Origin of the sequence: Bacillus sp. P14.5, from assembly GCF_003316765.1 — a bacterium.
In the GTDB taxonomy this organism is placed as follows: Bacteria; Bacillota; Bacilli; order Bacillales; family Bacillaceae_B; genus Rossellomorea.
In genome coordinates, this window is sequence record NZ_NIJF01000115.1 from 15,236 (window position 1) to 28,220 (window position 12,985).

Annotated in this window: 9 protein-coding genes; all 9 read right to left on the bottom strand. The window is 45.9% G+C overall.

What is annotated here, in order from left to right; genetic code table 11:
* Window positions 1-238 precede the first annotated feature (238 nt).
* The gene (locus tag B9Z54_RS22380) at window positions 239-1,840 is read right to left on the bottom strand and encodes a CTP synthase (RefSeq protein ID WP_113930562.1); all 1,602 of its coding nucleotides are present in this window, start codon (window positions 1,838-1,840) and stop codon (window positions 239-241) included.
* Between the two features lie 431 nt (window positions 1,841-2,271).
* On the bottom strand, window positions 2,272-2,841 hold the full coding sequence (rpoE, locus tag B9Z54_RS22385) for a DNA-directed RNA polymerase subunit delta (protein WP_113930563.1): 570 nt from the start codon (window positions 2,839-2,841) through the stop codon (window positions 2,272-2,274).
* A 375-nt stretch (window positions 2,842-3,216) separates the two neighbouring features.
* The gene (locus tag B9Z54_RS22390) at window positions 3,217-3,408 is read right to left on the bottom strand and encodes a hypothetical protein (RefSeq protein WP_148954985.1); all 192 of its coding nucleotides are present in this window, start codon (window positions 3,406-3,408) and stop codon (window positions 3,217-3,219) included.
* Window positions 3,409-3,642: 234 nt separating this feature from the next.
* A complete protein-coding gene (gene icmF, locus B9Z54_RS22395) occupies window positions 3,643-6,909 on the bottom strand; it encodes a fused isobutyryl-CoA mutase/GTPase IcmF (protein WP_113930565.1) in 3,267 nt (1,088 codons plus the stop codon).
* A gap of 221 nt (window positions 6,910-7,130) precedes the next feature.
* Window positions 7,131-7,760: a TetR/AcrR family transcriptional regulator gene (locus B9Z54_RS22400; RefSeq protein WP_113930566.1), complete on the bottom strand. Its 630-nt coding sequence runs from the start codon at window positions 7,758-7,760 to the stop codon at window positions 7,131-7,133.
* A 434-nt stretch (window positions 7,761-8,194) separates the two neighbouring features.
* Window positions 8,195-9,334, bottom strand: coding sequence for an acyl-CoA dehydrogenase (locus B9Z54_RS22410; protein WP_113930567.1), 1,140 nt, complete (start codon window positions 9,332-9,334; stop codon window positions 8,195-8,197).
* Between the two features lie 85 nt (window positions 9,335-9,419).
* Complete coding sequence (locus B9Z54_RS22415) at window positions 9,420-10,556, bottom strand: acyl-CoA dehydrogenase (RefSeq protein WP_113930568.1); 1,137 nt, start codon at window positions 10,554-10,556, stop codon at window positions 9,420-9,422.
* A gap of 66 nt (window positions 10,557-10,622) precedes the next feature.
* Window positions 10,623-11,474 (bottom strand): 3-hydroxybutyryl-CoA dehydrogenase, encoded by an 852-nt coding sequence (locus B9Z54_RS22420; protein WP_113930569.1) that lies wholly within the window; start codon window positions 11,472-11,474, stop codon window positions 10,623-10,625.
* A gap of 218 nt (window positions 11,475-11,692) precedes the next feature.
* Complete coding sequence (locus tag B9Z54_RS22425) at window positions 11,693-12,880, bottom strand: acetyl-CoA C-acetyltransferase (RefSeq protein WP_113930570.1); 1,188 nt, start codon at window positions 12,878-12,880, stop codon at window positions 11,693-11,695.
* Window positions 12,881-12,985 lie beyond the last annotated feature (105 nt).

Sequence of the window (12,985 nt, forward strand, 5' to 3'; positions counted from 1 at the left end):
TATTTACCTCAAAACTAACTCTATTCCGTAGTTTAACCGGAAAACTTCCGCTTATTTAGATGGGATTATTCATGTCCTTCACAGGGCATAGCTCTTGCTGAAATTGAACGAAGTGATCGGAAAATCCACTTCGCTATAAGCTCTCTGGATCCCCCGGTATAGCAGGGGTTTTCAGGACCATGAAACAAAAAGAGCCGGTCCCCAAACGGGAACCGGCTCTTTCTCATCTATATAATTATTATTCAGCATTCTCCAAAGCCGCATTGATGAAATCACGGAATAACGGCTGCGGGCGGGTTGGGCGGGAAGTGAATTCCGGATGGAATTGTGACGCCACAAACCACGGATGATCCGCAAGCTCAATGATTTCCACCAATCTGCCGTCAGGGCTTGTCCCTGAGAAGATGAAGCCTGCCTTTTCCATTTCTTCTCTGAAATGATTGTTGAACTCATAACGGTGGCGGTGGCGTTCGTAAACTACCTCACCTGCATAAGCCTCATACGCTTTAGTTCCCGGAACGAGTTTACAAGGATACAATCCAAGACGAAGGGTTCCGCCAAGATCCTCGATATCTTTCTGCTCAGGAAGCAAATCGATGACCGGGTATGGCGTTGCTGCGTTCAATTCTGCTGAGTGAGCTGTTTCGTAGCCCAGTACATTTCGGGCATATTCAACAGAAGCCAGCTGCATTCCAAGGCAGATTCCAAGGAAAGGCACCTTGTTCTCACGGGCATACTTAGTCACGGTGATTTTCCCTTCAACACCGCGGTCTCCGAATCCACCCGGTACCAGGATACCATCTACATCACTCATCAGCTCGTCAACATTTTCAGAATTCACCAGCTCCGAGTTCAGCCATTTCACTTCTACATCTGTATCGAAGTTATACCCCGCATGTTTCAGGGCTTCCACAACAGAAATGTAAGCATCTTGCAGCTCGACATATTTACCGACAAGCGCAATTCTTGTTTTCTTGCTTAAGTTACGGACTCTGTGAAGGAGTTCATTCCACTCTGTCATGTCGGCTTCTCCGCAGTCAAGCTTCAAATGATCGCACGTGAGCTGGTCAAGCTTTTGTTCCTGAAGGGCAATCGGAACCGCATATAATGTATCTGCATCCATTGCTTCAATCACGGCACGTTCATCGATGTCACAGAACAACGCAATTTTATCTTTCATATCCTGAGTCATCGGCATTTCGGTACGCACGACGATTACATTTGGCTGGATACCAAGGCTTCTCAGTTCTTTCACACTGTGCTGCGTCGGTTTTGTTTTCATTTCACCGGCAGCCTTGATGTAAGGAACAAGCGTACAGTGGATGTACATAACATTATCACGGCCTACATCGTTCTTGATCTGGCGGATGGCTTCCAGGAATGGCAGGGATTCGATGTCCCCTACTGTTCCGCCGATTTCCGTGATGACGATATCCGCATTGGTTTCGTTGCCGGCACGGAAAACTCTTTCTTTGATTTCATTTGTTATATGTGGAATAACCTGAACTGTTCCGCCTAAATAGTCCCCGCGGCGTTCTTTTTTCAATACAGTTGAGTAGATTTTCCCTGTTGTCACAGAGCTGTATTTATTCAGGTTGATATCAATGAAACGCTCGTAATGCCCTAAGTCAAGGTCCGTTTCAGCACCATCATCTGTAACGAAAACTTCTCCATGCTGATAAGGACTCATTGTGCCAGGGTCCACGTTGATATAAGGATCAAACTTTTGGGTTGTCACTTTCAACCCCCGGTTTTTCAATAGTCTTCCAAGTGATGCAGCTGTAATTCCTTTTCCTAACGATGAAACTACACCGCCTGTTACAAAAATATACTTTGTCATGCAAAGTACCCCCTTCTTCAAGTTAGTGTCTAAAAAAAGTATGTTCAGCAGGGCTGAACATTAATCTCTTACGATGAAATTAATCCAAGGACTGTTTCATTAAGGAGGTGTATCTATTAAAAAGGCTAGTTGATTTCCGCTCCAATCAACCCTGCATTAAGTCAGCAGAGCTGAAGAGTTAATTTCAACATTCTCTTAAAAACTTCCTTATCGATATGCTTTTTATCCTGCCCCAGAAGCCTTCATCCATTTACAAGATCGACCGGGGAACGTTGGAGCATTCTCAGTATGAAACAGCATGAAAGGGGTGCAAAAAACAAAAAACGCCCCCGCTTACCGTAGTAAGGGGAGCGTTGAGTTAATAGTCTGATCCTTTTAAAAGGAGCCCAAATAACATACTACCTTCCTCGACATGAGATGTCAAGAACTGATTATTTGTCTTCTTCCGATTCGTTTTCTTCTTCGGGTTCGTCTTCTTCGTCGTCGTCATCCTCGAGATCATACTCATCTTCATCGATCAATTCTTCTTCGATTTCCTCATCATCTGCATCCAGATCTTCATCGTCGTCGAGGTCATCGTCATCATCCTCGTCATCAACAGCTGTCAGATCTTCTTCATCCAAATCATCCAGGTCGTCGAAATCAAGATCTTCTTCTTCAAAATCTTCATCAAGATCTTCAACATCAGCCTTCTTAGCTTTTTTCTTACGGGTTTTCATTGTCGGAACCGTTTCTTCTTCAATCTGGTCAACAGGATACCATGCCCTGATTCCCCAACGGTTCTCGCCCATTGCGATAAAACGGCCGTCAACATTCAAGTCAGTGTAGAACTGGACCATGCGGGAACGAACTTCCTCTTGTGATAATTCCAGCATTTTCCCCATTTCTTTCAGCAAATCATCAAATGTCACAGCCTGCTTTTTTTCTGTAAGCAGTTCAAATGCTAATTCTATGAAGGATTTTTGACGCAATTCTTCAGCCGATAATTGCTTTAATTTCATCTGACGCACTTCCTTTCTCTATTTCACATTCTATTAAGAGGGTTTTCTGTGACTGCACATGCTCCCCTTCTCCCGAATATCATAAAAGCAATCTATAAACCAAGTGAAGGAAAAGGGATATTCAGAGCAGCAACGTTGTGAAAAGAGCCTGATAGAATGAATAAAAGGGCATAATTCACGAATTTGCCTGAAACCATATTATTCATTATAAACAATATGAATGGGTTTATGCTAGATTTATGCCATTTTTCTTTTATTTTTTTCCATGCTTCATCATTAGGGATATGAGGTGTGGATGTGGATTTTATTTACGGAGAAATGATGGGGTATTTGAAAAGGGGACTGCCTTCCATTAGCTCCATTGGATTGAGGGCTTCAGGGCGTTTCCCCTTTTTCTAATTCAGTATGACGCTGTTTCATTGCATTCGAATATATTTCGCTGAAAGCTTCGTAAAAAAAGTAGAAAGCCAGCAGCAACAGGGGAATCGCTCCCAATAGATGCTGATAGAGATAAAATGAAAGTCCGCACCCTGCCAAGAACAGGCCGTATCTAAGAAAATATTTCACAATGTCACTCCCTGCCATTTGTCCTGTGCACCAAAACGTTACTCTTCTCCTATTATAGTAGAAAATCTGTCTCAGTAATGTTAAATCTGTGTTAAAAATTAGGAATTACTCCGCACTTTAGTCCTTTAAAGCATGAAGAGGGACCGTCCCTCTTCGCGCTTTAAAGCGCTAAAGCTTCTCTATAAGAGGAAAACTGATCCAAGGAATATACCCTCTGGATCAGTTTCATGAGAATTACATGTTTCTTCTATACTGGCCGCCTACTTCATAGAGGGCTCTTGTGATTTGGCCGAGGCTTGCGACTTTGACGGTTTCCATAAGTTCTGCGAAGATGTTTCCGTCATTCACTGCCGCTTCCTTCAGCTTTTTTAACGATACTTCTGTTGTGTCCTGATTGCGTCCCTGGAAGCTTCTCAGGTTTGTGATCTGTGTTTCCTTTTCTTCTTTCGTAGCACGAGCAAGTTCCATGCTGTCCATCTGATCTTCTGATGGCGGGTTTGGATTCAGGTAAGTGTTCACCCCGACAATCGGAAGTTCCCCGCTGTGTTTTTTCATTTCATAGAACATGGACTCTTCCTGTATCTTGCCTCGTTGATATTGAGTCTCCATCGCACCCAATACTCCGCCGCGGTCGTTGATGCGTTCAAACTCGGTCAGCACCATTTCTTCCACTAGATCTGTCAGTTCTTCAACGATAAAGGATCCTTGCAGCGGATTTTCGTTTTTCGATAATCCATGCTCTTTTGTGATGATCATCTGAATCGCCATTGCCCTCCGGACCGATTCCTCTGTCGGAGTCGTGATCGCTTCGTCATATGCATTCGTATGAAGCGAGTTACAGTTATCCTGAAGGGCCATCAGCGCCTGCAATGTCGTACGGATATCATTAAAATCGATTTCCTGAGCATGCAGGGAGCGTCCGGAAGTCTGTATATGATACTTCAGCTTCTGGCTTCGCTCGTTGGCACCGTACTTATCCCTCATGACAGTCGACCAGATACGGCGCGCCACCCTGCCGATGACAGTATATTCAGGATCAAGTCCATTCGAGAAGAAGAAGGATAGATTCGGAGCAAAGTCATTGATATCCATGCCCCTGCTCAAATAGTACTCCACGTACGTGAAACCGTTGGCAAGTGTGAAAGCCAGCTGTGAAATTGGGTTGGCTCCCGCTTCCGCGATATGGTAGCCCGAAATCGATACAGAATAATAGTTTCTTACTTTGTGATCGATGAAGTACTGCTGGATGTCACCCATCATTCGTAAAGCGAATTCAGTTGAGAAAATACATGTATTCTGACCCTGATCTTCTTTTAAAATATCCGCCTGGACCGTTCCGCGCACCACGTTCAGCGTCGCTTCCTTCACCTCAGTGAATTCTTCCAGGTTCAGTGTCCTTCCAAGCTCTTCTTCTTTCTTCTTCACCTGCTGGTCGATGGCTGTATTCATGAACATGGCCAAAATGATCGGCGCAGGTCCGTTGATCGTCATCGATACAGAGGTGGAAGGTGCACAGAGGTCGAAACCGGCATACAGCTTCTTCATATCATCCAGCGTACAGATGCTGACACCGCTTTCTCCGACTTTTCCATAAATATCAGGACGGTGATCCGGATCTTCTCCATATAGAGTGACCGAGTCGAATGCCGTACTCAGGCGCTTGGCATCATCATCTTTGGATAAATAATGGAAGCGGCGGTTCGTTCTTTCCGGTGTCCCTTCGCCGGCGAATTGGCGCTTCGGATCTTCTCCCTTGCGTTTGAACGGGAATACGCCGCCTGTGTAAGGGAATGCCCCAGGTACATTTTCTTTATAAACCCAGCCGAGGATTTCTCCAAAGTCCTTATATCTGGGAAGTGCGACTTTCGGGATGTTAAGCCCGGACAGACTCTTTGTTTTCAGTTCCGTAATGATTTCTTTATCCCTGATTTTGGTTACATACTGGTCAGCACCATATTTCTCTTTGAATTCTTCCCAGCCATCAAGGATCCTTTTGGATTCAGGAGTCAGCTTCTCTTCCACATTTTTTCTAAGGTTTTCAAGGGAAGTCAGCACCTCTTCATTCGCTTCCTGCTCCTTCACCGCTTCAATTGCTCCTTGAAGCTGGAACATCTTGCGGGCAAGGCCGGCCTGCTCTTCCGCTTTTCTATGATAATTTCTTACCGTTTCAGAAATCTCTCTTAAGTAATATCGGCGGTCATTCGGGATGATGACATTTTGCTTTTCAACATTCACATCTTTTGAAAAAGGCGTTGACCATTCCAAACCGAGTTTGCTGTTGATTTTTTCGACAAGAGCTGCGAACAACGCGTTTGTGCCAGGGTCATTGAACTGGCTTGCAATCGTTCCATATACCGGCATCTCATCCAGATCTTTATCAAACAGCATGTGGCTGCGCTGATACTGCTTCTGCACTTGTCTTCTTGCATCCTCTGAACCTTTTCGTTCAAATTTGTTGATGACAATCAGATCGGCAAAATCAATCATATCAATTTTTTCCAGCTGTGAAGGTGCACCGAACTCGCTTGTCATGATATACATGGACAGATCACAGATCTCGGCGATTTCCGCATCTCCCTGCCCGATACCGGATGTCTCAACTATTACTAGATCATAGCCTGCTGCTTTTACGACGTTGATAGAGTCCTTGATCGCCAAGGAAAGCTCTGTCTTCGATCCGCGAGTCGCCAAGCTTCTCATGAATACGCGTTTATTGAAGATGGCATTCATGCGGATACGGTCGCCAAGAAGGGCTCCGCCTGTTTTCTGCTTTGTCGGATCGATAGAAAGAATCGCAACCTTTTTCTCAGGAATTTCATTTAAGAAACGGCGGATCAATTCATCTGTAAGCGAACTCTTCCCGGCTCCTCCTGTCCCTGTAATCCCCACGACCGGAACGGATGCTGCCAGCGATTTCACTTCAGAGAGAACCGATTGGGCCGTTGCGGCTGCTTCTTCATTGGAGTTGATTTGGTACTCTGCCAGTGAAATCAGCTTGGAAACGGTATTAATATCTCCCTCCTGTAATTTATCCAGCTGCTCGCCAGCTGAAGAAGTAACAGTTGGAAAATCACACTCTTCTATCATTCCATTGATCATGCCTTGAAGGCCTTGAGTACGCCCATCTTCCGGAGAGAAAATCCTCGCAATTCCATAAGCATGAAGCTCTTTGATTTCCCGCGGAATGATGACTCCGCCTCCGCCCCCGTAAATACGGATATGGGAAGCGCCTCTTTCCTGTAACAGATCGTACATATACTTGAAGTATTCAACATGTCCTCCCTGATAAGAGGAAATCGCGATTCCTTGAACATCTTCCTGGATCGCGGCATTCACAACTTCTTCAACGGAACGGTTATGGCCCAGGTGAATAACCTCTGCCCCGCTCGCCTGTATGATTCTTCTCATGATATTGATGGAAGCGTCATGTCCGTCGAACAAACTGGATGCCGTCACAAAACGGACATGATGCTTTGGTTTATAAATCTCAACAGTGCTCATATTTCTCCCCCTGTTCGCATTTTATTTCAAGGCTGTTTTCGTATGACATGTTGCTTTCGGACACACCCCAAGAGCAGGATTCCCCCCGGATACCAAGGTTTCTCCCTAATCGGAGTAAGTAGCTCTTTTCTTTCTTCCTTACTAGGATATTACAGGTGAATTATGGCGTTATCCTGCCTGCCAATTTCATATTGAAAAGCAACAAAGTTTACGAAAAGAGCCTATTCTAAAAAACCATTGATGCCTGAAAACAGCAGATCGGTCTGAAGCTCGATGTATTCCTCCAGTGAATATTTTTTCTGAAGCGCCCAGCGGCGGAATCCCCACATCTGCCCCTGAACGAAAATATTCTGAGCCAGCAGGTGTATCCTGCTTTCATCAAGCTTTAGTTCGCCATTTTCACAGCACCTTTGGATCAATGTCTCAAACATCCCGACCATTTCGAGCTCTTTTTGCAGCACATATGGAAGGGCGTCCTTTGACAGCGACTTCGCCTCCTGATACATGACCAGCACTTCATCCTGCAGACTGTCCATTACCCTGAAGTAGTGGTCAATGCCAAGCTTCAGGCTGATAAGTGTCCCCTGCTCCGTATCCATTCCCTGAAGCTGGGAACGAACCTGTTCATAAATGCTGTCACATACCAGGTAAAGGACGTCTTCCTTGGTTCTGATATATTCGTAGAGTGTGCCGATACTGAAACCAGCTGCTTTGGCAATCTCTCTTGTCGTTGTCCGGTGAAACCCCTTCAGCTTGAAAAGCGAAACGGCTCCCCGGACCATTTCGTCCCGCCTTTTTTCAACAAGCCGTTCATCTTTGACAGAAGCATGAACTTCCCTCTTCTTATTCACATTAACCGACCGCCTTTATTGACCACCATTTCTCCCTTAAAACAAAAGTGGAAGCGCCTTGTTCAGCCCCGACAGGCAAATGTTCCTGATAGAAAAAAGGCGGTTTTCCTTTTATTCTATCAGGGTTATTTGACCCCGAGGGGCTAGGCGCTGGAACTAGACGTCACCAAAAGTGGAAGCGCCTTGATCAGGCCCGACAGGTAAATGTTCCCGAGAGAAAAAAGGCGGTTTTTCCTTTTATTCTCTCAGGGTTACTTGACCCCGAGGGGCTAAGTCCGTTCCAGTTGGTACGGACCCTCGGTAGCTGAAACTAGACGTCACATTTTTCCCGTAAGATTCCTCACCTTCAGCTCCATTAAATACATATAAAAAATAGTTAAAAATCCTGATTGATCTATATAGAACTTCCCCAAATTCTTACAAATCAAAAATAATTACTTCGTCACCATACGGGAGATGACCAGGCGCTGGATTTCCTGCGTTCCTTCATAGATCTGTGTGATTTTTGCATCTCGCATATAACGCTCAACCGGGTAATCCTTTGTATAACCGTAGCCTCCGAAGATTTGGACGGCTTCCGTTGTAACCTTCATTGCCGTGTCTCCGGCCATCAATTTGGACATTGCCGATTCTTTTCCATAAGGAAGACCCTCAGACTCAAGCCATGCTGCCTGGTATGTCAGCAAGCGTGACGCTTCAACACCTGTTGCCATATCCGCAATTTTGAAAGAGATTCCTTGGTTCGCAGCAATCGGCTTGCCGAACTGTTCACGTTCTTTTGCATAAGCGATGGAAGCATCAAGTGCACCCTGTGCGATACCGACTGCCTGTGCAGCGATTCCGTTACGTCCGCCATCAAGTGTCATCATGGCAATCTTGAATCCTTCCCCTTCTTGCCCAAGGAGATTTTCTTTCGGTACACGGCAGTTATCGAACACAATTTCCGTTGTTGGTGAAGAACGGATCCCGAGTTTCTTTTCTTTTTTGCCGACCGAGAAGCCTTCAAATCCGCTTTCAATGATGAAAGCCGATGTTCCTCTTTGTTTTTGAGAAGGATCCGTCAAGGCGAATACTACATAAATATCAGCGATGCCACCATTGGTGATGAAGATTTTGGAACCGTTTAAAATATAATCATCACCGTCACGCTTGGCAGTCGTTTTCATTCCGCCTGCATCGGAGCCTGAAGCTGGTTCAGTCAGACCGTAGCCGCCAATTTTTTCCCCTTGCGCCATCGGTTTAAGATACTTCTGCTTCTGCTCCTCATTACCGAATTTAAAGATCGGCCAGCCGGCCAAGGAAGTGTGGGCCGATAATGTTACTCCTGTAGAAGCACACACTCTGGAAAGCTCCTCAACTGCGATACAATAAGCCAGATAGTCACTGCCGATTCCGCCGTACTCTTCCGGCCAAGGAATACCCGTCAGGCCAAGCTCCGCCATTTTATCGAAAAGCTCTCTGTCAAAGCGCTCCTCTTCATCACGTTCTGCAGCAGTCGGTTCCACTTCATTCTTCGCGAAGTCACGTACCATTTTGCGGATCATTTCATGTTCTTCTGATAGTTTGAAATTCATTTCTCTTCCCCCGTTTGTCTCATTAATAGGTTGTTTGATTGCTTCAGACCACTTTATCGCTTTAGAGTGTTAAAGATCCCTCTATTTATTTCAAGAGATGCTTACTGATGACGACTCGTTGGATTTCACTTGTTCCCTCGTAGATTTCAGTTACTTTGGCATCACGGAAGAGCCTTTCTACCGGATATTCTTCTGTGTAGCCATATCCGCCGTATACCTGGATGGCTTCGGTCGTCACATCAACAGCTGCTTTAGACGCGAAAAGCTTCGCGACCGATGCTTCCCTGCCGCAGTTCAAGCCTTCACTTCTCATATTGGCGGCCCGATAGACGAGTAATTTGGCTGCTTCGACACTCGTTGCCATATCAGCCAGCTTGAAGCCGATTCCCTGCTGTGCCGCAATCGGTTTTCCGAATTGGACTCGCTCTTTTGCATAAGCTGTGGAATGATCCAGGGCTGCCTCAGCAATCCCTAATGCTTGTGCCGCGATTCCAATACGTCCGACATCAAGGTTGGCCATCGCAATCTTGAATCCTTGGCCTTCTTCACCCAGAAGGTTTTCTGCTGGCACTTTCATATCTTCAAACGTAAGCTGTACCGTTCTCGAGCCGTGAAGGCCCATCTTTTTTTCATCTTTTCCAATGATGAGTCCAGGCGTATCCTTTTCAACAATAAACGCTGAAACTCCGCGCCCGCCTTTATCCGGATCTGTCGAAGCAAAGACGATATAAACATCCGCCTCGCCGCCATTTGTGATAAAAACTTTAGCGCCATTGATTATATAATGATCGTCTTTTTTAACAGCACGTGATTTCAGGCTTCCCGCATCAGATCCTGCACCCGGTTCTGTCAGGCAGAACGCCCCCAGGTACTCACCGGATGCCAGCTTTGTCACATACTTTTGTTTCTGCTCCTCCGTCCCAAAGTAGAGGATCGGGTTCGTTCCGACCGAAGTATGCACTGACAGGATAACCCCAACCGTTGCACTTACCTTCGACAATTCATGGATGGCACTGATATAAGAAGTGAAATCCATTTCCGAACCGCCGTATTTCTCGGGTATGGTAATTCCCATCAAGCCGAGATCGGCCATCTTTTTGAGAATCTCCGTGGGAAACTCTCCCTTTTCCATTCTTTCAACAAATGGGGCAATTTCCGTTTGTGCAAAATCGCGCACCATCTTTTTCATCATCTGCTGCTCTTCTGTGAACCGTAGATCCATCCTGTTTTCCTCCCCGATGTTTGTATAAATGATGCCGGGTTTCAGGTCCCGTTTGTTTATAAAAAGTTACTCGTAACTGTAGAACCCGCGTCCCGTTTTCCTTCCGAGCCAGCCTGCTTTTACATACTTGCGCAGAAGCGGACATGGACGGTATTTATCGTCACCGAACCCTTCATGCAGGGTTTCCATGATGTACAGGCAAGTATCAAGGCCGATGAAGTCTGCCAATGTGATTGGTCCCATTGGATGGTTCATGCCCAGCTTCATCACTTCATCGATCGCCTCTTTCGTAGCAACGCCTTCGTAAAGTGTATAAATCGCTTCATTGATCATGGGCATCAGTACACGGTTGGATACAAACCCAGGGAAATCTTCCACCTCGACCCCGACTTTATTCAGCGTTTTCGTCATATCCTCGATTTCCTGGTACACTTCATCCGATGTCGCAAGCCCGCGGATGATTTCCACCAGTTTCATAACAGGTACCGGATTCATGAAATGCATACCGATCACTTTTTGCGGCCTTGAGGTCGCTGCTGCCACTTCCGTGATGGGAAGGGAAGATGTGTTGGTCGCCAGGATAGCATGTTCAGGCGCAATTTCATCAAGCTGTTTAAAAATCTTTGTCTTGATTTCCATGTTTTCAACAGCCGCTTCTATTACAAGGTCGACATCACCTGCATCATTAAGATCGGTTGACTGAGTGAGGTTGGCCAGCACCTTGTTTTTATCTTCTTCTGTCATTCTTCCTTTTTCTACAGAACGGGAAAGGTTCTTAGTGATGACCCCCATCCCTCTCTGTACAAAATCCTCTTTCAAATCGTTCAGCTTTACATTAAATCCAGCCTGGGCACAGACTTGGGCTATCCCCGAACCCATCTGTCCAGCGCCCACTACCATTACTTTTTTGATACTCATCTATTTTTTCTCCCCTTTGTTTGAACCTTGAGTGGTGATTTTGTTGTTTGTATCAGCGTTTTTGAATATTTATCGGCAGTTTTCTTAAGTTTATCGGCGATAATCAGACAGTTATCGGCTATTTTTAGAATTTATCGGCAAAGCATATAATCCGACACCACCGCTCTCCGGCCGTCGACAAGCGGCCGCTCCCAAAGTCACCGCCAGGCTCTCTCAACCTACTTCTTCGGCACCTCGATCATAATCGCATCTCCCTGGCCGCCGCCGGAACAGATGGAAGCAATCCCGATTCCGCCTCCGCGTCTTTTCAGTTCATAGGCAAGTGTCAAAATGATCCGGGCTCCGCTTGCTCCGATTGGGTGTCCGATTGCGACCGCGCCGCCATTGACGTTCACCTTATTTTCATCAAGGCTGGCAATTTTCCCGCTTGTTAAGGCAACTGCGGCAAATGCTTCATTTATTTCAAACAGATCGATCTCTTCAAGCGTTTTTCCTGTCTTTTTCAAAAGTTCATTGATGACTAATCCTGGAGTTTGCGGGAAATTTTCAGCTTCCAGCGCTATAGCCGTATGGCCTAAGATATAAGCTAATGGTTCTTTCCCTCCTTTAGAGGCGCGTTCTTCACTCATCAAGACCATAGCGACTGCTCCATCATTCACACCTGGTGCATTGCCGGCTGTAATCGTTCCATCCGAGCCAAAAACAGGAGACAGTTTTGAAAGTTTTTCTAGGGATGTGTCTTTTCTTGGTGCTTCGTCGCGATCCACTATGATGGGGTCACCTTTGCGCTGCGGTACTTGAACAGCGGCTATTTCTTCTGAAAGAGTGCCATCTTCTGTGGCTGTTACCGCCAATTTATGGCTTCGTTCTGACCAGCGGTCCTGCTCTTCACGTGAGATTTCGAATTCTGTAGCCGTGCTGTTTCCGTACGTGCCCATATGGACATTGTTAAAGCTGCAAGTCAGCCCGTCATGAACCATCATATCTTTCACTTGAGAATCGCCCATTCGCATTCCCCAGCGTGCTTTTGGCAGAATATACGGCGCATTAGACATAGACTCCATTCCACCGGCCACAATCACTTCGCCATCCCCTGCACGGATGATTTGATCAGCCATCGTCACACTTCTCATACCGGAAGCACACACTTTATTGATTGTTTCGGTCCTTACATTCCAAGGAAGATCCGCATGGCGTGAAGCCTGACGGGAAGGAAGCTGTCCTTGTCCGCCTTGAAGAACCGATCCAAGGATAAGCTCTTCCACTTCATTTCCTTCGACACCGGCTCTTTTCAACGCTTCTTTAACTGCAAATCCACCAAGCTCGGATGCTGTAAAAGAACTTAAACTTCCTCCGAACTTACCAAAAGGTGTACGAGCACCATCAAGAATGACTGTTTTTCCCATTTCAATCTCTCCTTTTCTATTAATCTATCGTTTTCTCACAATTGACACCGCTTTCAAAAATTTCGACTGAACGCTCGCTCAAAACGATTAAGTAAAGAAAGGGCC

What these genes read in the sequence shown, in the direction of transcription:
- rpoE (WP_113930563.1), bottom strand. Translation starts at nt 2,841, where the DNA reads ATGAAATTAAAGCAATTATCGGCTGAAGAATTGCGTCAAAAATCCTTC.
- icmF (WP_113930565.1), bottom strand. Translation starts at nt 6,909, where the DNA reads ATGAGCACTGTTGAGATTTATAAACCAAAGCATCATGTCCGTTTTGTG.
- B9Z54_RS22425 (WP_113930570.1), bottom strand. Translation starts at nt 12,880, where the DNA reads ATGGGAAAAACAGTCATTCTTGATGGTGCTCGTACACCTTTTGGTAAG.
- B9Z54_RS22380 (WP_113930562.1), bottom strand. Translation starts at nt 1,840, where the DNA reads ATGACAAAGTATATTTTTGTAACAGGCGGTGTAGTTTCATCGTTAGGA.
- B9Z54_RS22420 (WP_113930569.1), bottom strand. Translation starts at nt 11,474, where the DNA reads ATGAGTATCAAAAAAGTAATGGTAGTGGGCGCTGGACAGATGGGTTCG.
- B9Z54_RS22415 (WP_113930568.1), bottom strand. Translation starts at nt 10,556, where the DNA reads ATGGATCTACGGTTCACAGAAGAGCAGCAGATGATGAAAAAGATGGTG.
- B9Z54_RS22410 (WP_113930567.1), bottom strand. Translation starts at nt 9,334, where the DNA reads ATGAATTTCAAACTATCAGAAGAACATGAAATGATCCGCAAAATGGTA.